The sequence below is a fragment of the Chroococcidiopsis sp. genome (assembly GCF_051657925.1).
In the GTDB taxonomy this organism is placed as follows: Bacteria; Cyanobacteriota; Cyanobacteriia; order Cyanobacteriales; family Chroococcidiopsidaceae; genus Chroococcidiopsis.
On record NZ_JBOFLP010000256.1, the window covers coordinates 1 to 26009 of the forward strand.

26 protein-coding genes, 1 tRNA gene and 2 pseudogenes are annotated in these 26009 nt (G+C 44.2%); 9 read left to right on the forward strand and 20 right to left on the reverse strand.

Going from position 1 to position 26009, the window contains the following annotated elements; all coding sequences use genetic code 11:
• The 5 genes from ACRC32_RS20930 to ACRC32_RS20950 all read right to left on the reverse strand — a co-directional run.
• Positions 1 to 2027, reverse strand: a 2027-nt coding sequence (locus tag ACRC32_RS20930; RefSeq protein WP_438555782.1) for an FdhF/YdeP family oxidoreductase, incomplete at its 3' end; no start/stop codon positions are given.
• A 134-nt stretch (positions 2028 to 2161) separates the two neighbouring features.
• Complete coding sequence (locus ACRC32_RS20935; RefSeq protein WP_438555783.1) at positions 2162 to 3022, reverse strand: 3'(2'),5'-bisphosphate nucleotidase CysQ family protein; 861 nt, start codon at positions 3020 to 3022, stop codon at positions 2162 to 2164.
• A gap of 65 nt (positions 3023 to 3087) precedes the next feature.
• Positions 3088 to 3900 (reverse strand): TlyA family RNA methyltransferase, encoded by an 813-nt coding sequence (locus tag ACRC32_RS20940; RefSeq protein ID WP_438555784.1) that lies wholly within the window; start codon positions 3898 to 3900, stop codon positions 3088 to 3090.
• Positions 3901 to 3906: 6 nt separating this feature from the next.
• Complete coding sequence (locus ACRC32_RS20945; RefSeq protein WP_438555785.1) at positions 3907 to 4335, reverse strand: DUF29 family protein; 429 nt, start codon at positions 4333 to 4335, stop codon at positions 3907 to 3909.
• 49 nt (positions 4336 to 4384) lie between these two features.
• Complete coding sequence (locus ACRC32_RS20950; RefSeq protein WP_438555786.1) at positions 4385 to 5158, reverse strand: nucleoside phosphorylase; 774 nt, start codon at positions 5156 to 5158, stop codon at positions 4385 to 4387.
• Positions 5159 to 5334: 176 nt separating this feature from the next.
• Between ACRC32_RS20950 and ACRC32_RS20955 the strand changes: the two genes are divergently transcribed.
• From ACRC32_RS20955 to ACRC32_RS20965, 3 genes are all read left to right on the forward strand, one after another.
• On the forward strand, positions 5335 to 7140 hold the full coding sequence (locus tag ACRC32_RS20955; protein ID WP_438555787.1) for a dynamin family protein: 1806 nt from the start codon (positions 5335 to 5337) through the stop codon (positions 7138 to 7140).
• A 33-nt stretch (positions 7141 to 7173) separates the two neighbouring features.
• The gene (locus tag ACRC32_RS20960; RefSeq protein WP_438555788.1) at positions 7174 to 7380 is read left to right on the forward strand and encodes a hypothetical protein; all 207 of its coding nucleotides are present in this window, start codon (positions 7174 to 7176) and stop codon (positions 7378 to 7380) included.
• 119 nt (positions 7381 to 7499) lie between these two features.
• Positions 7500 to 8078: a hypothetical protein gene (locus ACRC32_RS20965; RefSeq protein WP_438555789.1), complete on the forward strand. Its 579-nt coding sequence runs from the start codon at positions 7500 to 7502 to the stop codon at positions 8076 to 8078.
• 27 nt (positions 8079 to 8105) lie between these two features.
• On the opposite strand, the gene xylB is transcribed toward ACRC32_RS20965, so the two are convergent.
• Positions 8106 to 9572 carry a xylulokinase gene (gene xylB, locus ACRC32_RS20970; protein ID WP_438555790.1) on the reverse strand — a complete coding sequence of 489 codons (1467 nt, stop codon included), beginning with the start codon at positions 9570 to 9572 and terminating at the stop codon, positions 8106 to 8108.
• A 141-nt stretch (positions 9573 to 9713) separates the two neighbouring features.
• Positions 9714 to 10349 (reverse strand): hypothetical protein, encoded by a 636-nt coding sequence (locus ACRC32_RS20975; RefSeq protein ID WP_438555791.1) that lies wholly within the window; start codon positions 10347 to 10349, stop codon positions 9714 to 9716.
• A 72-nt stretch (positions 10350 to 10421) separates the two neighbouring features.
• Here ACRC32_RS20975 and ACRC32_RS20980 point away from each other — a divergent pair, with 72 nt between their 5' ends.
• Positions 10422 to 10577 carry a hypothetical protein gene (locus ACRC32_RS20980; protein WP_438555792.1) on the forward strand — a complete coding sequence of 52 codons (156 nt, stop codon included), beginning with the start codon at positions 10422 to 10424 and terminating at the stop codon, positions 10575 to 10577.
• A 34-nt stretch (positions 10578 to 10611) separates the two neighbouring features.
• Positions 10612 to 11052: a hypothetical protein gene (locus tag ACRC32_RS20985; protein WP_236147197.1), complete on the forward strand. Its 441-nt coding sequence runs from the start codon at positions 10612 to 10614 to the stop codon at positions 11050 to 11052.
• 186 nt (positions 11053 to 11238) lie between these two features.
• On the opposite strand, the gene ACRC32_RS20990 is transcribed toward ACRC32_RS20985, so the two are convergent.
• The 3 genes from ACRC32_RS20990 to upp all read right to left on the reverse strand — a co-directional run bounded on the left by ACRC32_RS20990 (position 11239) and on the right by upp (position 12722).
• Positions 11239 to 11523 (reverse strand): YggT family protein, encoded by a 285-nt coding sequence (locus ACRC32_RS20990; protein ID WP_039713839.1) that lies wholly within the window; start codon positions 11521 to 11523, stop codon positions 11239 to 11241.
• A gap of 140 nt (positions 11524 to 11663) precedes the next feature.
• Positions 11664 to 12014 carry a hypothetical protein gene (locus tag ACRC32_RS20995; protein WP_015156462.1) on the reverse strand — a complete coding sequence of 117 codons (351 nt, stop codon included), beginning with the start codon at positions 12012 to 12014 and terminating at the stop codon, positions 11664 to 11666.
• A 57-nt stretch (positions 12015 to 12071) separates the two neighbouring features.
• The gene (gene upp, locus ACRC32_RS21000; protein WP_438555793.1) at positions 12072 to 12722 is read right to left on the reverse strand and encodes a uracil phosphoribosyltransferase; all 651 of its coding nucleotides are present in this window, start codon (positions 12720 to 12722) and stop codon (positions 12072 to 12074) included.
• Between the two features lie 348 nt (positions 12723 to 13070).
• Here upp and crtH point away from each other — a divergent pair, with 348 nt between their 5' ends.
• Entirely contained in the window at positions 13071 to 14615 is a 1545-nt protein-coding gene (crtH, locus tag ACRC32_RS21005) for a carotenoid isomerase (RefSeq protein ID WP_438555794.1), read from the forward strand.
• A gap of 16 nt (positions 14616 to 14631) precedes the next feature.
• Here the strand turns inward: crtH and mazG are convergent, their stop codons facing one another.
• Positions 14632 to 15450 (reverse strand): nucleoside triphosphate pyrophosphohydrolase, encoded by an 819-nt coding sequence (mazG, locus tag ACRC32_RS21010; RefSeq protein ID WP_438555795.1) that lies wholly within the window; start codon positions 15448 to 15450, stop codon positions 14632 to 14634.
• A 46-nt stretch (positions 15451 to 15496) separates the two neighbouring features.
• Positions 15497 to 16102: a metal-binding protein gene (locus ACRC32_RS21015; protein ID WP_438555796.1), complete on the reverse strand. Its 606-nt coding sequence runs from the start codon at positions 16100 to 16102 to the stop codon at positions 15497 to 15499.
• 124 nt (positions 16103 to 16226) lie between these two features.
• Here ACRC32_RS21015 and ACRC32_RS21020 point away from each other — a divergent pair.
• Positions 16227 to 16298 (forward strand) — tRNA-Val (locus ACRC32_RS21020).
• A 312-nt stretch (positions 16299 to 16610) separates the two neighbouring features.
• Here ACRC32_RS21020 and ACRC32_RS21025 read toward each other — a convergent pair.
• The 4 genes from ACRC32_RS21025 to bchL all read right to left on the reverse strand — a co-directional run bounded on the left by ACRC32_RS21025 (position 16611) and on the right by bchL (position 19694).
• Complete coding sequence (locus ACRC32_RS21025) at positions 16611 to 18011, reverse strand: ferredoxin:protochlorophyllide reductase (ATP-dependent) subunit N (protein ID WP_317109014.1); 1401 nt, start codon at positions 18009 to 18011, stop codon at positions 16611 to 16613.
• Between the two features lie 66 nt (positions 18012 to 18077).
• Positions 18078 to 18212 carry a hypothetical protein gene (locus ACRC32_RS21030; protein ID WP_438555797.1) on the reverse strand — a complete coding sequence of 45 codons (135 nt, stop codon included), beginning with the start codon at positions 18210 to 18212 and terminating at the stop codon, positions 18078 to 18080.
• On the reverse strand, positions 18209 to 18793 hold the full coding sequence (locus ACRC32_RS21035; protein ID WP_438555798.1) for a DUF5331 domain-containing protein: 585 nt from the start codon (positions 18791 to 18793) through the stop codon (positions 18209 to 18211). Before ACRC32_RS21035 ends, ACRC32_RS21030 begins: the two co-directional genes overlap by 4 nt.
• Before the next feature lie 34 nt (positions 18794 to 18827).
• Positions 18828 to 19694: a ferredoxin:protochlorophyllide reductase (ATP-dependent) iron-sulfur ATP-binding protein gene (gene bchL / locus ACRC32_RS21040; RefSeq protein ID WP_438555799.1), complete on the reverse strand. Its 867-nt coding sequence runs from the start codon at positions 19692 to 19694 to the stop codon at positions 18828 to 18830.
• Positions 19695 to 20584: 890 nt separating this feature from the next.
• On the opposite strand from bchL, the gene ACRC32_RS21045 reads away from it, so the two are divergent.
• Positions 20585 to 22072, forward strand: a complete 1488-nt coding sequence (locus tag ACRC32_RS21045) for a hypothetical protein (RefSeq protein WP_438555800.1) — start codon at positions 20585 to 20587, stop codon at positions 22070 to 22072.
• Between the two features lie 14 nt (positions 22073 to 22086).
• On the opposite strand, the gene ACRC32_RS21050 is transcribed toward ACRC32_RS21045, so the two are convergent.
• Complete coding sequence (locus ACRC32_RS21050) at positions 22087 to 23322, reverse strand: glycosyltransferase family 4 protein (protein ID WP_438555801.1); 1236 nt, start codon at positions 23320 to 23322, stop codon at positions 22087 to 22089.
• A gap of 101 nt (positions 23323 to 23423) precedes the next feature.
• A pseudogene (locus tag ACRC32_RS21055) lies at positions 23424 to 24221 on the reverse strand (ABC transporter ATP-binding protein).
• 255 nt (positions 24222 to 24476) lie between these two features.
• Between ACRC32_RS21055 and msrB the strand changes: the two are divergent.
• The gene (gene msrB, locus ACRC32_RS21060; protein WP_438555803.1) at positions 24477 to 24971 is read left to right on the forward strand and encodes a peptide-methionine (R)-S-oxide reductase MsrB; all 495 of its coding nucleotides are present in this window, start codon (positions 24477 to 24479) and stop codon (positions 24969 to 24971) included.
• Between the two features lie 26 nt (positions 24972 to 24997).
• On the opposite strand, the pseudogene ACRC32_RS21065 reads toward msrB, so the two are convergent.
• Both ACRC32_RS21065 and ACRC32_RS21070 read right to left on the reverse strand, forming a co-directional pair.
• A pseudogene (locus ACRC32_RS21065) lies at positions 24998 to 25792 on the reverse strand (IS5 family transposase).
• A gap of 33 nt (positions 25793 to 25825) precedes the next feature.
• On the reverse strand, positions 25826 to 26009 hold a 184-nt coding region (locus ACRC32_RS21070), incomplete at its 5' end, for a hypothetical protein (protein WP_438555802.1).

Sequence of the window (26009 nt, forward strand, 5' to 3'; positions counted from 1 at the left end):
TGCGGCATTCCCCGATAGCGATCGCCTTCTTTGTACACTACAGTATTATGTTGTGAATAACTGCGTCCAGTCATCAAAATTAAGCTAAGACTGCGAGTAGATTCACAGATACCAAAATCTTGCGGCTGAGGTGCGTGCAGTTGGGGTAAAAGCGTAACAAACATCTTGGCTTTACCCGATGGAGTGGCAAATTTAGGTTGTTTAAAGATGCGTCCGCCAATGGTAAATTCTTCTTTAGTTTCGTCAATAGTTGCCATTTGCTCGAAACCAGGGATAGTTTGAGCGATTAATTGACGCACGTATTTTGTATCTTGTAGTTTGCGCCATTGAATCGGAGCTTCCCCGTGAAGTCGATGGGCTAATTCCGTGATAAATTCAACTTCTGAAATTAAATCTCCGTCTTTAATATGGGTTTTACCTTCATCATTGAGCCGGACAAAATTATTACCAGATTCAGTCGTTGTTTTATGTGGATTTTCAAATCTATTAAATACTGGAACGATGATTGTATTTTTCTTAGCTAAGCCGTGAAAGTGTCCTAAATTGGGTTTTGTTGCGAGATAGATAATGGTTTCAATATTGCCTAATGCCCGTTTAGCTTGGGTTAAATCTGGGTTAGCAGCATATAAATTACCACCAACACAAATTAACGAATCTACCTCACCCGCATCCGCAGCATCAATAAGATTTCGGGCGCGATAGCCTGGATTGCGATTGAGCGATCGCCCTAACAATTTTTCTAAAGTTTGTTGAATTTCTGGCTTCAATTTTGCCGTGACACCCATCGAGCCAAACCCTTGTACGTTGGAGTGTCCGCGAATCGGCATCGTGCCAGCACCCTCTTTACCTGCATTTCCTGTGATTAAGGCTGTATTGGCGATCGCATAGACGTTATCTACCCCATTTTCGTGTTGTGTCGCCCCCATTGCCCAGGCAAAGACCACACCTTTTGAAGTCCCGACAATGCGGGCTGCTGCTTCAATTTCTGCTTTGGAAATGCCGCAAGTAGCTACAATAGTTTCCCATTCAGTAGAAATAGCATAATCTACGACAGCTTCCCAATTTTCAGTTCGCTCGCGCAGATAATCAATTTGAATGAAATTTTGTTCGATTAATGCTTTTTGAATCCCCACAAATAAAGCCACATCGCTACCAGGAATTAACTGAAGGTAGAGTGAAGAAATATCCGATCCGGTGAAGAGAGATTTAAGCGGATATGCAGGTGAGGCGAATTTAACTAATCCAACTTCTACAACTGGATTAACTACAATAACTTTACCACCGCGATCGCGTAATTGAATTAATTCGTTCATTAAACGCGGGTGGTTTGCAGGCGCATTCGAGCCAATTAATACTACACAGTCTGCCTTCTTCAGACTATCTAAACTTACCATTGAAGTACCGGAACCAAACATCTCCTTCAAACCTACGGTAGAAGGAACGTGGCACAAATCAGAACAATCTGCTAAGTGATTCGATCCTAATGCACGGATCGTTAATTGCAACAAAAATGCCGCTTCATTGGACGATCGCCCCGAACTATAGGACGCAACTCGTTCTGGAGGGTGGCGAAAAGCTGTTTCGGCAATTTGATAAATCTCTTCCCAAGAAATGCGTTCGTAATGAGACTTACCTTCACGTAAAATGACAGGAAAGCTGAGACGACCAAGACGATCTGCTTCTAAAGACGACAGATGCTGGAGTTCGGTAATCGTATGGCGATCGAAAAAATGCTTTTCTACTGGGGGCTGGAGTTCGGCAGAAATAGCCTCTACACTCTTCATGCAGCGTTGTAGCGGTTCGTCTAGTTCGTTGTGAAACCCGCCTTTTTGTCCACCCGTTCCCCAAGCACAAGATAGGCAAGAGCTTTTATGTAATAGAGTTTGCCATAGTTTCGGACCCTCTGGAGACAACGTATGTTCTGCCCAATACTGGATTACAGGTAATCCACCACCCATCTCTGGGGTGTTATGATTCTCGCCGTTATGGGCTGAATGGGATGGTTCCTGCTTAATATCTGCATCCATACGGTTTTCTCCTAGCACGGCTTCAGTGCATCCTATTCTTCAATGTAACGAGAATTACCGAAGATAGGAAATTTCTCTAGGATGATTTTTGTGCAAGAAAACAGAGAAAGCAGGCGATCGATTCTCAAGTGGGTTTAAATAGCCTCATTGTCTATATCTGCTAGTATTCGTTTAGCTTCAGCGCACAATCGATCGTGACATTCACCATTGCTGGCAATTAAACCACCCCATTGACTGACATCTACGTTGTTGTAAATTAAGGGAGTTCCATCAAAGTGAGTCAGCTTGCCACCTGCTTCAGTTAAAATTAATTCTGGTGCGGCTAAGTCCCAATCTTTGGGAGCAGATTTACCAGACAGCGAAATATAAACATCTGCTTGTTGTTCGACGATCGCAGCTATTTTACCACCAATACTACCTATGACTTTTTGATTTTTACAGGGTAATTGAGATAAAAGTTGCTCCAATCTTTTGCCACGATGCGAACGACTGACGACTAGGGTAAATTCCTCCATATTGTTTCGTAGAGAAACTTTTATCGGAGCGATTTTACCATCGCGAGTTTCAACAAATGTCCCGTTTCCTAGTGTGGCAAAATAGAGCTTTTCTGCTTCGGGCGCAGCTACTACAGAAAGGACTGGACGACCATCTTTAACTAGGGCAATATGAATTGTATATTCTCCTGTTTTGTCAATAAAATCTCGCGTACCATCTAAAGGGTCGATTATCCAAACCCAAGATTTGGTTGGCTGTGGCGTAGAAGATTTATAGGTTTCTTCGGTAATATAGGCAAATTCTTCCTGTCCCAAGTTAGTTTGCAGGCGATCGAGGATATAACGATTCACGGCTAAATCTGCTGAGGTGACAGGACTACCTTGCTTATCTTTAATGTCTAGGTTGTCTTTATTTTCACCATAATAATAAGACCGGAGAAGATAGGATGCGCCCCAACCAATAGAACGAGCGATCGCGAGAATTTCTTCTAAAGATGGCATGTATTTATAACTGTAATCGTTTTACCCCCATTAATTCTAGTTGTAGAAACGGAAGTCTTGCATCTTTAACTCGAAAATTGCTGCCGCGCTTTGCTAGCAAGCTGTTGAATTGCCTGAAGTTCGGGTTCTGGTGTCTGGCTTTCCATCCCCAGCCATAATAAATACTCAATGTTTCCCGCTGGACCCTGAATTGGCGACCAAGTTAAGCCGCGATATTGCCAGCCTAGTTCTCGCGATGTTTGGAGAACTTGAAAAACTGCCTCTGCTTGGTCGTTAGGATCGCGCACGACTCCTTTTTTACCAACCCGCGATCGCCCAACTTCAAATTGAGGTTTTACTAATAATATCGTCTCGCGAGGCTCGCCTAGAAGTTGCCACAATGCAGGCAAAACTTTAGTTAAGGAAATAAATGATACATCAACTACGGCTAAATCGGCTAGTGCTGCATTGCCATATAATTCTTCTGGGGTGAGATGGCGTAAATTCGTCCGTTCCCGCAATACGACACGCGGATCGTTACGCAAGCGCCACTCGACTTGTCCGTAACCGACATCGACACCGTAAACTTGTTTTGCACCCGCTTGCAACAAGCAATCGGTAAAGCCTCCCGTTGAAATTCCCCCATCTAAACAAATTCTGTTTGTTACAGAAATAGTAAATTCAGCTAAAGCTTTGGCGAGTTTTTCTCCACCTCTAGAAACATATGGCGATCGCGCTTTAATTTCAATTTCTGCGGTGGTCTCAATTTCTGTACCAACTTTATCAACAACTTGCCGATTGACCATCACTTCCCCCGCCTGAATCAGCCGTTGTGCTTGTTGGCGAGAGGCACATAAATTTAATTCTACTAATAAAGTATCGAGTCGTTGTTTAGCCAAGACAATTCACTCTTGCGGTAATATCAAACTCATAGCGCGATCGAGAATCACTTTGCGATCGACAATTTCTGCTAATGCTTCTGGTTCGTAAATTCCTTCTGCCACTTCTAAAGAAGCATAGTCAATTGCATCAGGATAAGCTTCTTCTAAAGCTATGTATAGTTCCTCTGACGTTAAATAATATCCTCCTGCCTTACGTCGCTTATTCTTCTTTTGGATGGCTCGTACAGAATTGCGAATTGATACTTCCCAGGAGGCAGTTGAGCGATTTTCAACTTGTTGCTTAATCAGATGTAATAGGAGAATAACAGCATAGCTGCCAATAGCACTAATTTTATCGTCGCGACTCATTTCTTCTAATTCTTCAACAATTGCCATTGCTGCTGGCACATCGCCTTTGAGCAGTAAATCTTTCAACTCTAGTAATTCTTCCATAGCTAGCGCCTTAAATTCTATCCATCTTTATTGCGGTTAATTCAGGGTATTATGCTAAATTTTCTATAACTCGAATCGCCACAGCGATCGCATTACCTCCTGAATCTTCTTGCTGTTTTAATAATATCTCCTCGCTACTTAGGCGCTGGGCAACAACAGTACAAATGCAAGCTGCGGCAAAGTTATAAACTCCTGCCATTTTAAACAGCGTACCGGATTCCATTTCATAGTTAAGTATATTCAACCGTCTATATTCTGCTGTGATGCCTTGTAGCGATCGCGTTAAATGCGGATTGGCAGAATCAACTCGTTCCTGTCCTTCATAGAACGTATCCACCGAAGCTGTAATTCCTAAATGATACTCTACTCCTAATTCCCGTGCTGCCTGGACTAAAGCCACCGTGAGGAAAGGATCGGCGGCGGCGGGATATTCTACAGGTGCAATATCGTTGGCTGCACCCTGACGACACAAAGCCGCCTGACTGATGACAATACTTCCTGCTGGTACGTAGTCTTGGATCGAACCGCAAGTTCCGACGCGAATAATTTGCCGAATTCCTAACTGTACCAACTCATTCACCACAATACTTAGGGAAGGCGCACCCATGCCACTTGTCGCCGCTAAAAGCGATCGCCCGTTGGCTAAATTGCCGATATAACTATTTAAACCGCGATTTGCCGACAACAAGCGATCGCCCTGTAAATAGGTTTTGGCGATGAAATGCGATCGTTCGGGATCTCCTGACAACAGGGCTACTGTGGGGGGTACAGCACCCAAGTCGTCTCGCCCAAAACCCAAGTGATACAAACGTTGACTCGTCATAACTTACTATAAACCAGTATTTTTACCATCTCATCATCTTCGCGATCGTCACCAACCACGAGAAAACTAGCTAAATTTCCCTAGTTTTGCTATGGGCATTGTAGGAATCTCAAGGTTACGGTTGTACAGAATTTACTCTTACGGGCAAGATCGTTCCTTTACATAGGCGAAACGGCATGAATTACAAAGTAGAAACCGAAAATTTTCTTAAAGATTTAGAACGAGTTGCTCAAGTGAGGGTAGAAGTTGCCAACTATCTGGAACAGATGGCAGAAACAATTGAACTAGCAGAACTAGAAGGAAAAATCTCTTCTGGCGGGCTTGGTTTAAATAGCCATTTAGAAGACATAAAAGCAGTAGAAAATAATTTACGCCAAGGAGTATTTCGGTTTTTAATTTTAGGAGATACGAAGCGAGGTAAAAGTACCTTTTTGAACGCTTTGATTGGCGAGAACTTATTGCCTAGCGATGTTAATTCATGTACGGCTATCTTAACAATTTTACGTTATGGCAGGGAGAAGAAAGTTACAGTTTATTTTAACGACGACACAAAACCCGAACAATTAGATTTTCAGCAGTTCAAACAAGCTTATACGATCGAGCCTTCAGAAGCAAAGGAGTTAGAACAAGATGAGCAACAGGCATTTCCTAATGTTAGCCATGCGTTAGTCGAATATCCTTTACCCTTATTAGAAAAAGGTATAGAAATTATTGATAGCCCTGATTTATTTGATAACTTAGATACTTACGACGAACGAGTATTTCCCATTTCGGCAATTCAAGCATTAAGACGCAGAGTCAAAGATCCTTCTGCTTCATTAGAAGAAACTGGTTTTCCCGAATTTTTAGGTTCGTTAAATACATTTCTTACCAAAGAAAGAGCGATCGCGCAACTGCAACAAGCAAGAACTATAGCGCGTCAAGCTTATACTCGCACTCACGAAGCGATCGAGCGTCGTATTCCTTTATTAGCGCAAGATATCGATCGATTAAAACGCAAAATTAATTCTGTAGAACCGGAATTTAAAAAGTTAACTGACATTCGCGATTGCTTTCAACAAGAAATTCGTAGTATGAGAGATATTCAAGCGAAAGGAATTGCCGATTCATTTCGTAACTATATCTTAAATCTAGGCAGTACTTTTGAAACTGATTTTTTACGCTATCAACCAGATTTAGAACTATTTGATTTTTTGAGTAAAAACAAGCATGATGCTTTCAATAAAGCACTAAAAAAAACATTTGGGCAGTATATTAACGATAAATTATATAATTGGACGTTGAGTGCTGAAAAAAACTTAAATATAGCCTTTGCTCAACTTACCGTTAGCGCGGCTCGATATGGCGAATCTTATTCTCAAATCACTGACGAAATAACCGAAAAAATTACCGAACAAAAGGTCGTAGCTAATCCTAATAGTACAGATGAAGGCGATAAGACACCTACCTGGACAAAATGGGCAATGGGATTGTTTTCGCTTACTAGGGGTAACTTAGCTGGGGGAACGATGGCGGGCGCAGGGTTTGACTGGAAAAATAGCTTATTGAACTGTGTTGCTGTCATTGGCATTGGTAATATTATTTCTGCGGTAACAAAAATCTTTTTGGAACCATTAGGATTAGCATTAATTAGGTTAGACGGGGGTTTTGTACAAGCAGATCTGGCGCGTCAAGAATTATTCAAAATGGCTGAAAAAGAATTAGTCAAACATTTACCACAGGTAGCTAGCGAACAATGGCTTCCTGTATATAACGGCGTGAAAGAATATTTTGATGCTTACGAACGAGAAGTAACTAAGCGGATCGACGATGATATTACATCGCGAAAATCTGAACTAGATAATTTAGTCAAGCAAAAAGAAACCTTTGAGGTAAATCGGGATGCAGAAGTGCAGCGTTTGCAAAAACTAGATGGGGAAGTTGCAGTAAAATCACAACAGATTGAAAGGATATTTCAAAATTTGTCGATCGCTTCAGCATGAAGATGGCTCATTTATACTTAATGTTGTTTGAGGATGGATTTATCTAACTATCTATGTGAGATAAAAGGCGCAACAATTAAGGTGAAATATGGAACAAAAATTCAAACTCGAAATGAAGAAATTGCCACCCCAGTGATGAGTTTTCCTAACGATATATCACATACAAATTTATCTCAACAGCATCAGTTGCAATTGATTAATCGGGTTGTGGAAACTTTGGATTTGGTAATTAGACAGTAGGGTGCGTTAATTAACGCACCACAAGTAGTAGGGTGCGTGGCGCGACAACACACCTTACTAGTTGATACCATTAGCAAAAAGAGCGATCGCATCTCTTCAGCAGATTTGCAGTAAACACTATGGCAAAGCGTAAGAAAACCAATCTCCAGTGGATCAAAGAAACGCTTGAACTAAAGCCCGACCATCGTTGGGAAGCACCATCGAGTTACAAAATTTTTGTCGCAGATCGGGGGGCTGTTCGCTTTAACGTTCCCCAGAATTGGATTTTTGAGCCACAAGAAAGTTCGTTCAAGTTCTGCGATCGCAAACCGCCCAACGATGATTGCTGTCTGGAAATGTCTTTCAATCGCCTGCCACCGCGTGATTGGAGCCTGTTTCCACTAAAATCTACCTTGAAGAAGATCGTAGAAGACGATAGCCGTGACGTTATTGCCAAAGGAGAAATTGTTACCCTCAAGCGCCAAACTGCCAGAATTGTGTGGACGGAGATTAAGTTTATCGACACCCAGGAAGAACCACGCGAAGCTTTTTCGCGGATTTGCATCGGTCTGGGTTCAAACGTTCAATGCTTGATTACATTCGATTATTGGGCAGACCAAGCAGAACAGCTAACACCCGTTTGGGATGAAGTGATGCGATCGCTCACACTAGGGCTGTATATCCGCGACCCCATGACTGGTGTAGCTTTTCCAGATTGAACTCAACGGTAAACGAAAGCTGTTCTGTCAGCGGACGGCTTTGAGGGCTTCGTATAGTAAGCTGTATCGCTCGAATGCTGCTTCGTATGCAGGGTTTGCTTCTGGCTGTACGACTTTATTATTTTCGGGCAGGATCTCAAACGCCGTCTCTAAATCTGGATGTGCGCCAACTCCTACCATTGCTAGAATAGCAGCTCCATAAGCGGCTCCTTCTTCAGAAGAAGGAGCTATCAGTTCTGCTTGTAAAATGTCTGCTAAAATCCGCAACCAAGTGTTAGATCTCGCGCCTCCACCCGTTGCTAAGAGTTGATGAACGGGCGTAATCTCACTGACAATCTCCATTGCCGTTCGCAAGCTAAATGCAACCCCCTCTAAGACGGCACGAACCAGATCTGCCTGTGTATGAGCCAACGACAGGTTAACCCAAGCCCCGCGAGTATCAGGATCGAGGTGGGGGCTGCGTTCTCCAGCTAAATGGGGTAGAAATAGCACCCCACGCGCACCAGGTAGCGATCGCTCTGCCATCTCCATCAAATCGGTAAAGGCAAGCTTTGAGGCAAATGTATCTTTGTACCAACGCAGCGCCCCACCAGCCGCTAGCGTTACTCCTAGTAAGTGATAGCCACCGTCAGCATGGCAAAATAAATGCACTCGCCCTTCAGGATCGGGAATCGGGCGATCGCACGGGACAAAAATAACGCCCGATGTACCGATACTGAGACTGCCTCGGTTTAAATGACTAGACGAAATACCCAAGCCAATCGCCGCCGCTGCATTGTCGCCACCACCCGCAACCACAGGTAATCCAGCAGGTAATCCCGTACGACTAGCTATTTCCGATTTCAACCGTCCGGCGATCGCGGTAGACTCAACTACGGCAGGAAATAGCCCTGGATCGATCTTCAAGGCATTCAGGATATCTGCATCCCATTGCCGCTGCGCTAGATTCAAACATCCCGTACCGGATGCGTCAGAAGGCTCTGTCACTGCCTCCCCTGTCAGCACGTATCCCAGATAGTCTTTTGGTAAAAGAATCTGTCGTAGGCGATCGTATGCTTGCGGTTCTTCTGTCTGCAACCACACCACCTTCGGCAGTTGAAAACCTGTAATTGCTGGATTGCCCGTGCGTTGAATTAACTCTTGTCGCCCAATTGCAGTTTCAATTGCATCAACCGCTTTACCCGTACGCTGGTCGTTCCACAAAATTGCCGGTCTAATCGCTTGACCATCTGCATCGAGCCCAACCATACCATGCATTTGTCCAGATAAACCCAGGGCGATCGCTGGGTGTCCGTTCAGCCTTTGCGTCAGATCTGATAGGGCTTCTAGACTAGCTACAACCCAATCAGCAGGGTTTTGCTCAGTCCAACCAGGTTGTGGTGTTAATAGAGGATAGCTTCTCGTCGTCTGCGCGATCGGTTGCCCTTGGAGATCGACGGCGATCGCTCGCACCCCTCCCGTACCCAAATCTAAACCAATAACAACGTCAGCCAACCGCTTTTTCCCAAATTCACAAATCCTATCTTAGCGATTTTAGAATGGCGATCGATTTCAGGAAAAAATTCAGCTATCAGTGAGAGCTAACTAGCATCGCGGAACGCACATATGGCAACTCTACACCAGAGAAATAAAATATTACCTCTGAAGCCAACGCCAGTAATAGCGATTCCACTGATAAATTCCCTGGATTTCATACTCCATACCCGTATTTATTAAACGAATGATGCAACTATTAATAATATCTTCGCCATTACGAACCTCGTTAACTTGAAGCACGGTACAGACAAACCATTGACGGCTGCAAGGTCCTTCATCTTGAACCCACTCCCACAAAGCATTAGAGACCTCAATGCGATCGCCTACTTTCAATTTCATTGGCGGTTCGTCATCAATTTCTACATATTTTTCAAAATGAGATGGTTCGATCCGATTGAGCCAAGATAAGCCAAAGCGATCGCGAATAAATTGGACGCTGCCTGAATCTCGCTCTTGCAGCCAATCGTTCATTAGTTGAACTTTCCAAGGTCGTTCCTGTCGCTCCTTTTCCCTCACGAACTGTAAAAAACTTTGTCGTTGTTCGAGAGTCAATTCGTCTAGAGGATTTATTTCCTGCCACTCCTGACGATTGCTATTTACTAACCCTTCTTTGTATAGTGATTCCAACACCACTTGCCGCAGAATTTGTTGCTGCTGTGGATTCAAAGGGCAATTTATGGCATCGCAGTGGGCGATCGCTGCTTGCAAGGCTGCTTCTATCTCACCTGGAGTCATAGCCAATAGCACGTTACTGCTAATTTCTATTTTCTTAATTATTACAGAGGGGCGAGGAGTGAGGAGCGAGGAGTGAGTAGAGGACAAGGGGGACAAAGGAGCAACTCAAAATTCAAAATTCAAAATTCAAAATTCAAAATTCAAAATTTAAAATTTCCTTACACCCCACACCCCACACCCCACACCCCATTCTTCACTGGTCACTGGTCGCTGATTAGGGTAAGCTGAGGTTCTAGTCCCGATTAAGATTACAGTTAAAAATATGCGGCGGATTCTGGCTTTAGTTTTCTCTTGCTTTGTGGGAGCGATCGCCTGGTTTAGCGCCTGGTTATATATACCCCCTGCTCATGCCCTGACTCAAATTAAATTAACTAATCTTGATTATCATGAGTGTCCCGCCGAGCTAGCAGCAGGAGCAGTGACAAGTGGTGGTAACACTAGGGCAGCAAAGTGCTTTATCGTCACTGGTAAAGCTGAAAATTCCACGAATAAAACTGTTTATGATGCTGATATTTTCGGACGAGTTTATGACGCTAATAACGACCCGATGATTCAAAACCGCACTCGTCTGGGTTCAATTCCCGAAATTCCACCAGGAGTTAGCGATTTTGAAATGCGACTCTCCGTTCCGGCAAATCAGCCTTTACCTTTACAGTTGAAACAATTTAAAGCAGCAGGTTTTGCTGCCCAAATTCGTAAATAAGGTGTCATTCGTCATTTGTCATTTATTTGTAACAACGATCGTGTAGGATGCGTTAGCTAATTGCTGGAATGTATCCGATTAAACTTGTAAGGGCATGTTACGCCAACATACCCTTACAAAAATGTTTATACTCTGGGTTAACTGCGAGCGATCGCTAATCGATTCGCGACCAATGACCAATGACAATTAAAAACCCATTGTCGGAGATCCACTCAATCCACCGACCAAACTACCCGCCAAATTGAGTAAAAGAATTGCCAAGATGGGAGAAATATCAATCCCACCTAGAGGCGGGATAATTGAGCGAAACAAGTTTAAGTAGGGGTCTGTAATCTGGCTCAACGCTGCAAAAGGCTGATTGTACCAGTCAATACTGGGGAACCAGGTCAGCAAGACCCGAATAATAATGAGAACAGAATAAATTTGGATGAAGGTTGCAAGTGTATTTACAAGCAGCTGGGTTGAACTCATAGATGGGTAACTTTCCTGTCAAATATCAATAGTCACAATTCTTTTCAATCTAACCGATCTTTGCGACTAGCAAAGGAGAGAACTGGTTGATGGTGACATCATCCATTAGCATTAGCAACCCGAAATAGAATAATACTATTCTAGGGCGCGATGTCTTCTTCTCGGTGCGGGACACGCTCGGAATCCCCTACCCGCTCCCCATTGACTTGTCCTAACGTCAAGCGTACTTCGTCAATTGTCTCATTCAACTGGGCAATTTTATCTTCTAAGCTGCGGCGAGCGATTTCGATACTCTGTTCTGAAGCAGCTTTAAATTGTCGCCGCGATCGCCTGTTGTTAGATCCGGCTAGATTGGCATTGCGTCGATCTGGATCGGCTGCTTGTTCTGACGATCTTTGGGTAACTAGCAGTGCGCCGATCGCGCCTCCTAACACACCTCCTACAATCGTCCCAGCGATAAATCCAGTGCTAAATCCATCACGCTGACTCACAATCTCACCATCCCAAAGAATACGATCCCAGCTGCATCTTACCTTATGTGCTGAACCTTATGTACCGAAGGTGCGATCGCCTGCGTCTCCCAATCCTGGCACGATAAATCCTTGGCTATTCACTCCCTCATCAATAGTTGCAGTATATACAACCAAGCCGGGATACACCACACTTAATTTTTGTAAAGCTGGGGGAGCGGCAACAATGGAAATAATTCGTGTTAGCGCCGGATCGACTCCCCGTTTGGTCAGTTCGCTCATTGTCATCATAATCGAACCTCCCGTTGCCAACATCGGTTCGGTAATCAACACCCGCGTCCCAGGTGGAAACTGAGCTGGTAATTTATTCAGATAGCAACTTGCTTCCAGCGTCTCTTCATTACGCACCAAACCGAGATGGTAAATCGATGCTAAAGGTAATACAGTTTGCGCTGACTCTAGCAATGCTAAGCCCGCTCGTAAAATTGGGACGATCGCGATCGGCACTGTAGGATTAATCATTGTTGCCGGACAAGTAGCTAGAGGCGTTTGCACGGTTAATTCCTCTGTTGGCAACCATTCGCGTACTGCTTCGTAGGTCAACCATCGTCCTAGTTCTGTCATTGCGCTTTTAAATAGCACAGAAGGAGTATCAGCATCGCGAGCAACACCCAACCAATGCTGAATTAATGGGTGGGGAGGAACGTAAACGCGCAGTTGCAATGTCATGAATCTCTAGAAAGCAAGGTGATGCAATTGTTGAATCATCATACTCTTTTTCAGTTATCAGTTATCAGTTGTCAGTTATCAGTAGTAGAAACGCGAAATTTCTCTCCCTTACATCAGGTAGGTCATCTTGGCAATAGTTGAGAATGTCTTTCATTAGTATTGACATTTATTCTCAATCAAGTTTATATTGTTTCTCAAGTGTTCTCCTCTCTTTAAGGATCGGCAGACGGGATTGGTCAGCAAGTGCGGCTAATCCCCATTTTTTTTAGGGGTAAAAAGCGAGGAGCGAGAGAAAGAAAAGGTACACTACACTATAAATTCAGTAAAGACTTTTCAACTGCTAACCCCATGCCTGCTGTTCTACCTGCCTCTAACCCTCACTCCTCACCCCTCACCCCTCACTCCTCATATGATGCGATCGTCATCGGCTCAGGCATTGGGGGATTAGTGACAGCAACTCAGCTAGCAGCTAAAGGCGCTAAAGTCCTGGTATTAGAGCGCTACTTGATTCCTGGTGGTAGTGCGGGATACTTCGAGCGAGAGGGCTACCGTTTTGATGTTGGGGCATCAATGATTTTTGGCTTCGGGACGCAAGGCACGACTAACTTACTGACTAAAGCCCTAGCCGCAGTTGATGTGAGCCTGGAGACAACTCCCGATCCCGTTCAAGTTCAATACCATTTACCCAAAGGTTTAGACTTAAAAGTTCACCGCGATTATGAGAAGTTTTTGCAAGAACTGACAGCCTATTTTCCCCACGAGCGCCAAGGCATCCGCAAATTTTACAACGAGTGCTGGAAAGTTTTCAACTGTCTCAACAGTATGGACTTGCTGTCGTTAGAAGAACCTCGATATTTGACGCGAGTTTTCTTCCAACATCCTTTATCGTGTTTGGGGTTGGCTAAGTATTTGCCTCAAAATGTCGGCGATGTGGCACGACGCTACATCAAAGACCCGCAACTGTTGCAGTTTATTGACATGGAGTGTTATATCTGGTCGGTCGTACCTGCCGACATGACACCGATGATTAATGCAGGGATGGTGTTTTCAGACAGACACTATGGCGGGATTAATTACCCCAAAGGAGGTGTGGGTCAAATTGCGTTGAAATTAGCGGAAGGGTTAGAAAAGGCTGGCGGGAAAATTCAGTATGAAGCGAGGGTGACAAATATTCTGACTGAAAACGGACGTGCGGTAGGCGTGCAACTGGCATCAGGAGAAGTCTATCGTGCCAAGCGCGTTGTTTCTAATGCAACTCGTTGGGATACATTTGAAAAATTACTGCCAGCCGAGAAAATGCCTCTTTCGGAACAGAAGTGGCAGCAAAGATATCAAAAATCTCCTGGTTTTCTCAATTTACACTTGGGAGTTAAAGCAGATGTGTTACCACTAGGAACGGAATGCCACCACGTTTTATTAGAAGATTGGGGCAAGATGGAGGCAGCAGAAGGAACGATTTTTGTTTCGATTCCAACTTTATTAGATCCCCAGTTAGCACCTGATGGATATCATATCGTCCACACTTTTACTCCTAGCTGGATAGAGGATTGGCAAGGGTTATCGCCTACTCAGTACGAACAGAAAAAAGAAGATGCAGCCGGACGTGTAATCGATCGCCTCGAAAAGATTTTTCCTGGTTTAGATGCAGGTTTAGACTATATGGAGGTAGGAACGCCTCGCACTCATCGCCGCTTTTTAGGACGAGATGACGGGACGTATGGACCCATACCCCAGCGTAAGTTATTGGGATTGTTAGGAATGCCATTTAATCGCACGGCTGTACCTGGGTTGTATTGCGTCGGCGATAGTACATTTCCAGGGCAAGGATTGAATGCAGTCGCATTTTCAGGATTTGCTTGCGCCCATAGAATTGCCGTAGATTTGGGATTGTAGGGTTCAAATAGCAGCATTACGGCAAATTATCTGACCGATTTAACTGAGCTTTGGCACGCTGCCAGAGAGTTTCTAATTCTTCTAAAGAGTAATCTGTTAGAGGACGACCTGCTAATGTTTCTACATGAGATAAGCGCTGAATAAAACGCTGATTTGTACCTTGTAAGGCAGCATCAGGATCGAGATCGTACCATCGTGCCAGGTTAATAATAACAAATAGCAAATCTCCCAGTTCTTCTTGTTGCCTTGCGGGAGATTCACAAGCGATCGCCTGTTGAAATTCTGCCAATTCTTCGTTAAATTTTTCCCAGACTCCTTCTACATTGTCCCATTCAAAGCCTACTGCCGCAGCTTTGCGTGAAATCTTCATTCCGGCGGTGAGGGGTGGGAGTGTTCGAGCATATCGTAAAAGTTTATTGGTCAGTTTTTCTGCTGCAATTGGCGATTCACCTTTTTCAGCAGCTTTGATTTCTTCCCAATTTTGCCGCACTTGTTCGACGTTTTCTACAGTGACATTGCCAAAGACGTGAGGATGGCGGCGAATTAGTTTTTGGGTAATGCCTTGGGCAACTTCTGCCAAACTAAAATCATTTGATTCTGAAGCGATTTGTGCTTGCAAGACGACTTGTAATAGTAAATCGCCTAATTCTTCGGCGATCGCATTTCGATCTCCACTCCGAATTGCGTCAACGACCTCATAAGCTTCTTCAGTAACGTAGGGAATTAATGTTTCTGGTGTTTGGACTAAATCCCAAGGACAACCACCATCAGGCGATCGTAATTTGGCTACTACATCAATTAGATCTTGTAGGGCGGCAATTTTGTCGTTTGTCATTTGTCATTCGTCATTTGTGATTGGTGGTTTGTGAGTGGCGTGTGAATTACGATTTACGACTTTTCCTTTGCTCCCTCAGCTCTCTTCTGTCTCCTGTCTCCTTTTTTCTGACTATTTTGCCACGTCGCGGTGGGAGATTGCGGTTTTTTTGTTTCTGCTGGCGTTTATATGTAGAATGGCTCCAATCGCTGATAACGTGGCTCATCGCTCCTAATTCTAGTCCGAGACAGAGCGCGATCCATTCGGTGGCATGGTGAGTTAGCGATCGCTCGAGCGTTTCCCGCAGGGTTTGCCAGTTCCACCCTATATTCCACACAAATTGAGCAATTCCCAAAAGGAAAAGTCCTAAAATACTTAACCAGATGGCAAGGTAGACAAGGCGTAGGATCGTGCCGATCGCGAATCCGTGAGACAGTAGGGAACGGTGTTTGACAGTTTTTTGATAGGGTATCCAAATCCAGCGCACGCAACCCCAACGCTGGTACTGTCGGGAGTAGAGGTCTAAGTCGGGACCAAACATCAGTCCACTAAATAAATATGCCCCTGATAGGATTAATGTAATGTTGCCGCTCTGAGTTTGTCCGAAGGCGATCGCGGCAACGACAGGTAAACTCCAGAGAGTGATGCGATCGTGAGTTTGACCAGAGGGCATAAGATTAGGGGCTAGGGGCTAAAGAAAGACAAGGGGGACAAGGGGAACAAATAATTTTTGGAAAAGCTGGATCTAAATCGTAGATGTTTGCTATGATAAACATCCGTGAGAAAAACGGCTACACGGGCGATTAGCTCAACGGTAGAGCGCCTGCCTTACAAGCAGGATGTTACAAGTTCGAATCTTGTATCGCCCATAAGCAATTAAAAAATAGAGTGCTTCAATGTGGGACAACTTATGGTTGTTGTCCCAATGAACGTGGATGAATGCTGTATGAGAGCAAAAAATAAAAAGTAGAGACGTTGCATAACACATCTCTACTTTTTGTAAGTTGCCTAACTTGACAGCTAAAATGCTAGCTCTGACCTTATTTAGGCATTTTGACTTTTGACTGATGTAGGGGCGAGTTTAAGGCAGAATGCTTGGTTCTAGAACGGATCTCTGCTAAAAACCCGCCCCTACAAATGCTTGCCTTTTGACTTTTGACTTTTAACTCTTGACTTTTGTGCTAGATTTTGGCTTCTTCTTTCACTAACTTGTCCCAACCCAAGTCTTTGAGGTTGTTATTGCGGCGTAGGGGTCGAGTCACCAATTCGAGAATATCGCGGGCGTTGGTAAAGCCGTGAATTTGCGCAAATGTGAACTCTACAGACCACTTGGTATTGATTCCCCGTGCTTCGAGGGGGTTAGCATGAGCCATGCCAGTAATTACTAAGTCTGGCTTCAACTCATAAATCCGCTGAACTTGGTTGTAGTTATCTGGCTTCTCAACAATTCTAGGTAATGGTACACCCATTTCTTGGCAAGTTTTCTCTAGCATTGCCAATTCAGCCGCTTGGTAGCGTTTATCCATATATGGAATCCCGATTTCGGGTACGGTCATGCCACAACGGATCAGGAATCTTGCCAGAGAGATTTCGAGTAAGTTATCCCCCATGAAGAAGGCAGATTTACCGCGAATCAATTGCACGTAATCTTCTAAATTTGCCCAAATTTGAGCTTCTCGTTCGTCTAATCCCTTGGGAGTGATGCCAAATACAGAGCAAATTTTTTCAACCCAAGCGCGAGTGCCATCGGGACCAATTGGAAAGGGTGCGCCGATGAGTTTGCACTTGCGACGACGCATTAAAGTTGTTGCCGTCCGCGACAAGAAGGGGTTGACACCAACGACATAATATCCTTCTTCTAGAACTGGTAGTTCGGTGTAACGCTTGGCAGGTAGCCAGCCAGAAACTTTGATCCCCTGTTTTTTTAATTCCAAGGTAAGTTGGGTAACAACCGGATCGGGGAGAGAACCGAATAGTACCAGTGGCGGATGATTGACATACTCAGATTCTTCTTGGGCAAGTTCTTCTTTTTTCTTACCAAAGTGGAGCAGTTTTTGAATCGCGTTGCGTTCGTTTTTCTCAGTCTCGGCTACAGGTGCTTCATTCGGACAACGGGCTGCCATTGCTGCCAGTACTGTATCTTCCCCTTGGGTAAAGGCATAGTCTAAGCCGTTTGCCCGCGCTACTACAATGGGGATACCGATCTCGGATTCTAACTTGGGTGCTAAGCCTTCCAAGTCCATTTTGATGATTTCGGTGGTACAAGTACCGATCCAAACAATTACGCTGGGGTTGCGATCGCGCTTAATCTGCTCGCACAATCGCTTTAACTCCTCATAGTCGTTCAACTGGGCAGAAATATCCCCTTCTTCTAGTTCTGCCATCGCATAGCGGGGTTCGGCAAAAATCATCACCCCCATTGCATTTTGCAAGAAATAGCCGCAGGTCTTCGTCCCAATTACTAAAAAGAAACTATCTTCAATTTTCTGGTAAAGCCATGCGACGCAACTAATCGGACAAAACGTATGATAATTGCCAGTCTCGCATTCAAAGTTTAGTGCTTCTGGTTGTGCCAAAGTCATAAATTGGTGTTCTCCCCTTCTGATTTATTAAAGATGGATGGGGAGTCGGAAGTTGTAAGGGCGGGTTTAGTAAATAAATTCTATAACCTCAGCAGTAAATCTTTGGTCAAAACCCGCCCTTACACGGGAGTCAGGAAATTTTGAATTTTGAATGCGTGAATTTTGAATTGCTCCCCTGCTCCCTGCTTCCTGCTCCCTCAAAACTCAGGAAATAAACGTGAAATCTCGTCGTCGCCAGTTTTACCTTCTCTAGGACGGTTAGAACTCGCAGACTGTTCGTCCGCCCAGATATCGCCGAAGTCAGACTGACTAAAATTTTTTTTTACGTCAGATGTTTGTCCGGTTGCCTGCATTGTTGTAGGAGGGACATCACCCGTAGATAATGCATCCAACTCGCTTTCGGCGCGATCGTCCATCATACCCATGAGCGCATCCATTTGTGCGTCTGAGTTTTGTGTATCTGGGTTATGGGGATGGGGGTTTCCCATCGGATTGTGCGGGCGATCGCTTTGCATCTTTTCTGGGTCAAAATTTAACTCCAGAACGTCAATCAAAGCATTGAGATCGGGATTGAGTTTAGTAAAAGGAATCATCAATTCTGCTAATTGCGGTTCCAGCGCGCTCACAACTCCCAGGATGAGGTTAGAAGATGGTCGCCTTCCACCATCGGGCGTGGTGACGTATTCTATTTCCATTTGCTTAGCAATCCAAGCATGATTGGCATGAAAGAATTGCACCCACTTCTGTTTTAAAGATGCCGTTAAGTCTGTGAAAAATGCCATCTACTTTACACCTCATCCAAAAATACTAGACCGATCAAACCATCATCAAGTCTAGTTCTTCTTCTGGAGCTGGAACAGGTGGTTTAGCAGGATTGAGGTAAAAATCAGACAATAGGGCAAATAATTCGCGATCTGGTGCATCATTCGGGACAACACCTTCGGGACGCGCCAAAATTTGGTCGGCAACGTTGAGATAGTAATCGCAGACGTAATTCAGGGAAGGATCGGATTCAGCCATTTCAAACAAAGTCTTGCCTTTGACGCGAGAGACGCGAATATCTTCGATGAGTGGCAATACTTCTAATACGGGCATGGGTACGGATTCGATATATTTATCGATCAGGTCGCGTTTAGCGGTACGATTGCCGATCAATCCTGCTAGTCGTAGGGGGTGCGTGCGTGCTTTTTCCCTGACGGAAGCAGCAATACGGTTGGCAGCAAATAAAGCATCAAAGCCGTTATCGGTGACAATCATGCAGTAGTCAGCGTAGTTTAATGGGGCAGCAAAGCCACCACATACCACGTCACCCAATACGTCAAATAGAATTACGTCGTATTCGTCAAAGGCGTTGAGTTCTTTTAACAGCTTGACTGTCTCGCCGACAACGTAACCACCGCAACCCGCGCCTGCTGGTGGTCCTCCTGCTTCGACGCAATCTACGCCGCCGTATCCTTTGTAGATCACGTCCTCAGCCCAGACATCTTCGTAGTGATAGTCTTTTGACTGAAGCGTGTCGATAATGGTGGGAATTAAAAATCCTGTCAGGGTAAAGGTACTATCGTGCTTGGGGTCGCAGCCGATTTGTAAGACCTTTTTACCGCGCTTGGCAAGAGCGACAGAAATGTTACAGCTAGTTGTAGATTTACCAATGCCACCTTTTCCGTAGACTGCAAGTTTCACGTTGGGTTGGCTCCTATCGTTGTTTTGTTATGGCTCTGGCTCAAGAAGTACACGAAGTCAAAGTTAAAAATCAAAAGCCCTATGTTGTGGGCATTTGGAACTTTTCCTTATTGATAATTTATTTCTGTCGTGCTGTACTAGCTTGCTGATTGCCGTTTTTGGTTCGATTACTTGTCATTATCTGGCAAGGGCAAGGGAAATGAAAGGGCATCTTAAGATAAAAAAGAGAGTAAATTAGTATCTATGGAGTATTAGAAGTAATATAGCCCCTAATATTGTCTGAAAACTCTATTCAAGCTTAAATTATCCTATTAAAACAATTTTGTGTTTTTGTTTTATATAAATAGTTACAAAATACAAATAAATTTGTTTGTGGAAACGATCGCGATCGCTAAGTCCCAAAGCTAGAGTATTTATACTTATAAAACTTGTAATGGCGATCGCAAATATCTCCCTAATCCCTCTTGCTCGGGGCGATCGAGGTATCCTCTGATTAAAAATTAAATTTTGCTGAAATTGAGCTACGTTACGAGACAAATAGCAAAACTATGGCGATCGCGCTGTGAAAATGGAGTTAGCAGGTAAGGAAAGCGGATAGTAATAAGCAATCGCTCAGTTTATACAAAGAATCATTAATTTTTCCCAGCATCAGTTTCGATTCCCCCTAGCCTCTCCATCAACGGTGTAACAAATAGCCCCCCCTTTTGGGGAGCAAATAGCCCCCCCTTTTGGGGGAGCAAATAGCCCCCCTTTTTAAGGGGGGTTGGGGGATCTCCTATGCCGTAGTCGAACAATCAAAAGGCACGACGATAGATGCGATCGCAAATTCTCGCTCCTAGCAGTAGAATCTACTGTATGCCAATACTACTAACTTAAATTTCTGCCTACGCTTGCCACAAAATCTTAGATTTAGAAAAAATAAGGAAGATTTACGCCGCAAGTCTAATCGGGGCTGGGATCGCGTTCTGCCATCATTCTTCATCGCCTGCTTTTTCTTCTACCTACAAGCCCGTTACTTACATTTAGCGGCATTTCCATTTACCGACGAAGGAGTTTATGCAGAAGCAGGTAGATTGATGTTGGAAGGACTCGTACCTCACAAAGATTTTCCGCTTTGGCATTTGCCGCTATTACCTCTATACAGTGGCATCGTCTTGAAATTAACCGGAAATATGTACTGGGTACGGTTGTTATTTCTGGCTTTGAATTGCTTTGCTGTCGTTCCCTTTTATTTAACTTGTAGAAAGTTACGAGATAATTCTTCAGCCGCCATTCTTGCCATTTTATTTTACCTGACATTTCACGAACTGATGTTTCAGGATTTTCGCTTTCTGGCAATTAGACAAATGGCAAACAATTTTCTAATTGTATTCTTTTATTTAGGAGTCTGTCAAAAGCAGTGGAAATGGACACCAATCGCGCAAGCTCTCTTATTTGGCTCGTCAGTATTACTATTTTTACCTAACTTGTTAAATTTTTCTTTTCTTGCTGTGGCAATGAGTTACTCTGAAGAGACAAGAGTACAGCGATCGCGAGAATTAAAAAAATATTTTTTACTGGGCATTTTAGCAATATTCGTTTTATCAATATATTTCTTGTTCGTTTCTCGCAGTCTCGACCAAATTGTATTCGGACAAATAAACCGCGAAGCAACTGGGAGATTCGAGCGCTTATTTGTTCTTTTACAAGCTAAAAAAGATATATATTTATATCTACTTGGTTGCGCCGGACTGATCTATACTGCTATCTGGCAAAGAAAATTAAGATTTTACGCTTTAGCATTTCTTGGCTTAGTCATAACTAGCACCTTTCTTTCTTCTAACTTCTTTCCTCATTACATGTCTGGTGCTGCACCAGCATTTGCTTTTGGTATATTTGGGTTAGGAATAGGAATTTACCAATTTTGCCAGCGTCTTCCTCTAAGTGCGATCGCTGCAAATTTTGTGGCGTTAATTATTTATATCCTACTTTTTTCATATCAATTTTCAAATACATTTCCCTCGTTGTACGAGCAATGGACAAATAATCGTAATCCTAGTTATTATCAGACAGTTGCAGCACTTGCCAAAACGCCCGAACCACTCCTAACTATGGAACCTATCTTTGCTGTTGAGGCAGGAAAAAAGCTGGTCAGAACTCCAATTGAAATCTATTTTCGCGCTCCAGGAATTGATTTTCCCAATCCAGATGTTGCAAATAAGTTTAGTCAACAAGATTTTCAAGCTATGGCAACTGAAGCCTGCACGATTTTTTTAGAAGGCAAGGGAGAACAAGTTTTTCCGACTGAGTTACAAAAACGATGGCGAGCAGAATTTCAGACTTTTCAGAAAACTCGATGGGGAACCATTCTGTTGACAAATGGCGTTGGCTGTTATTAATTATCGGTTGTCAGTTAATTTTGTTTCTTGGTTGCTAGTAATTGCTGATAAATATTGTCGTGTGATTTGGCGATCGCAGACCAGGTAAAGCGATCGCTCAATTTAGTGGCTGTAGCACTGAGGCGATCGCATCTCGATCGATCTGGAATAAGTTTGAGCAAAGCCTCAGTTAGTGCTGCGACATTGCGAGTTGGTATGAGTTCCAGCAGATTTTCAGCTAATAAATCGGGATCTGGTGGGGTGCTACGAGTAGCAATCACAGGCAAACCATGCGCCATTAAAGCTAGTAAGGAGCCGCTTTTGAGCGTCACGCCATGATTGAAGGGTAACACGCCCAGATCGGCTCCAGAGAGGTAGTGAGAAGCTGTTTCACCACTGACATAACCCGTCATCGAAACGCGATCGTTCAGATGGAGTTCCTTGACTAATAGTTGCAGCCGATCCCAATAAGATTTCGCTGCTTCTCCCTGTAAAGCCAAACTTTCTACACCTCCCAGTAATAACAATCGCGCCTGGGGCTGTTGAATCACAACTTGCCTAAATGCCGATAATAAATACTCGATTCCTTTAACAGGATGCAGAAAGCCAAAAAAGACGACTACAAAACTATCTGGCAACCAACTAAATTGCTGTCGTAATTGCTGTCGTGCCTGTTGGCGGTCGATCGGAACTACTGTAATATTTGCGGCGATCGCAATTCGGTGCAAGCGATCGGTATAATTTGGCATTCGTTTGAGGATGACACTTTCTGCCTCGGCGTTAGTCGTAATAATGGCATCGCTTCCCGTGAGTAAAAAACCATCTTCTCGATCCCACCATCCCCGCTGTTGTCCCCACATTTTCAGCCATTCCAAAAACTGAGGTGGAATTCCTCTTGGTTGCCATTCCCACCAACCATACTCATGTACGGTGGTGACAATTGGTTTTCGGTAGCCAAAAACTCGTAACAGGAGTGGCAGGAGAAAAATCGGGCGTTGAAAGCGGTACGTCCCAGCTGCGTGTTGAATGTGCAGCAGATCGGCAGCAGTAAATTTGACAGCACGGACTAGAGATAATAGTTGAGACAATCCCCAATCTATCACGACTCCCTTAACGCTAGGCTCGTCGATCTCTGTCGCCGCAGCCTGAGTCGTGAGTACGATCGAATTCACTCCCTGTTCTGCCAGTGCTTGTCTCAAGTAAGCCGTATAGTGGGCAGTACCACAGCGATCGGGTTGATATGTACCAGCAATAATAGCAATGGTAGTCATTGGCAATACGTAAGTCGTAAGTCGTAAGTCGTAAGTCGATAATTAACTGCTCCCTGCTCGTGCGCTCCCTGCTCCCTGATAACTGAGCAGATGTACTTTATTTATGATTTATTTCCCTTGCCCTTATGTCCTATCAGTATGCACATTGGCGTTCCCAAAACTGGATCGGCAACAACACGACACTCTAAATCGAAAACCTCTTGAATCGTATCTTCAGTCATCACTAGCTTTGGCGATCCAGCGGCAAAAATTCGACCATCTTTGACAGCTACTAAATAATCAACATAACGACACGCTTGATTTAAGTCATGCAACACCATCACGATTGTCCGTCCCTGATGGTTTAACTCATACAACAAATCTAAAACTTCTATCTAGTGGGCTAAATCGAGAAAAGTTGTCGGCTTGTCCAAAATTAAAATCTCCGTATCTTGCGCCAAAGCCATCGCAATCCAAGCTCGCTGTCGTTGTCCGCCTGATAAAGTATCGAGCGATCGCTCTGCAATCTCTAGCAAATCTGTAGTCAACAGCGCCTGTTGAACGATTTTTTCATCCTGTAGCGACCACTGTTGCAACCAGTTTTGATAAGGATAACGCCCTTGTGCTACTAAATCTCGTACTGTTAGCCCTTCTGGTGCGACTGGAGCTTGGGGTAAAATTCCTAACTGCTGGGTGACTTCTTTAGTAGGAAGCTGCAAAATCGAAGTGCTATTGAGATAGACTGCACCGCCACGAGGTTTGAGTAATCTTGCCAGCCCCCTTAATAACGTCGACTTACCACAACCATTTGCACCAACTAAAGCGGTAATTTGTCCGCTAGGGATTGCCAAATTCAAGTCATGGATAATCGGCGTACTGTTGTAAGCTAAAGAGAGATTTTTGGTTGACAATCCTTTCATAAGCTCGATCTCTGACGATGACAAATTAACAAATCGAGAACATTAAGAATGCGTAGTCCAGCTTTAATGGTTCAGGATTTGAGTTGTAATTGCGAACGATTGACAATAATTTTAGAGATAAACGATTGGAGGAAGTCAGAAGTCAATGATTCTTAGCTAGCTTTAATTTTCATCTCAGCCGGAACTCAGAGTTTTGGCTTAGCGTGTATTCAGGGCGATCGCGCTTCTACAACTCATCAGTCAAAATAAGAGATGATGAAAAAACGATATTTTTTACACGCTGGTGCAGCAGTAGTTGGCACGGCATTGTTATCGCGTTATCTACCTTGGAGATCGAACGATATGGCAACGGCAAATAATGAATTTGAGATCGAAAAAACTGAGGCAGACTGGCGCACAACATTAACACCAGAACAGTTTCGCGTCCTGCGTCAACACGGAACCGAACGGGCTAGGACTAGTCCCTTAGATAAGCAATATGGCAAAGGTACGTATGTTTGTGCTGGTTGCGACCTACCGCTATTTACATCGGAAACTAAATTCGACAGTGGTACTGGCTGGCCTAGTTTTTTCACTCCGATTGAAGGTGCGATCGCGACATCTGTAGATAAGTCACTGTTTATGACCAGAGTTGAAGTCCATTGTCGTCGCTGTGGCGGACATTTGGGTCATGTCTTCAATGATGGTCCCAAACCGACTGGCAAGCGATATTGCATGAATGGTGTGGCAATGAACTTTATTCCTAGCTGATAAGAGGGGATTTATAAAGTAAATCTTTAGGCAGTTAATCGACGCAGCATGAGTCGAGTCATCACAGCATAAATCGCCGCCTCACTCATTTCAGGCAATCGCTCGTAGTCTTTACTGAGGCGACGATACCAGTTCAACCAACCGAAAGTTCGTTCCACTACCCAACGCTTGGGCAAGACCTCAAATCCCGAACCTTGGCGTTGGATGACCTCAACCTGAGCTTGAATCAATAGCCACACTGCGCGCGTCAAAATGGTCTCCTCGATCCCCAGCTTCTGCCCACAGCACTTTCACTTTTGCCAGCACGTCAGCACGTTCTTCTAATCGCAACATCAAGGCATAGGCAGCAACGACTCTCTCACTCGCGTTGGCTTCAGTCACCACTACTTTTAATAGCAACCCCAAACTATCGACAAGAATATGCCGTTTGCGCCCTTTCACCCGCTTACCGCCATCAAAGCCGTAGACCTCCCCCTTTTTTCCGTTGTCTTGACCGATTGACTATCAGTAGCAACAGCAGTGGGTTGAGTTAATTGACCGATTTGTTGGCGTAGTTGGTCTCTCAGTGTGTGGTTCATCTGTTCCCACACACCCAGACGTTGCCATTTTCGTTAGTAGCTGTAGACTGTAGAACTTGGGGGAAAATCACGCGGCAGTAATTCCCATTGACAGCCAGTTTTGAGCTGATAGTAAATCGCGTTACAGACTGCTCGCATATCTGTTGTCCGAGGATGTCCACCTGTCTTAGCAGCAGGAATTAAGGGTGCTAAAATCTTCCATTCTGCGTCTGTCAAATCTGTGGAATATTGCTTTTGAGACATAAACCAATGAGAGTCAATGCTTAATACAGCATCCTAATATCTGTTGTTGTCCTGCCTGTCTCGTTTAAGGTTTACTTTATAAATAGCCTGTAAAGGATAGGCAGCTGTAAGTTGACGCACCAAGTCTGCTCGATCGGGATCTTTGGCTTGAACGGCAACCAGAGGATTAATCGCCAAGTCTGCGGGGAGAATATCGACAGTGCAGAGATCGGCAAAT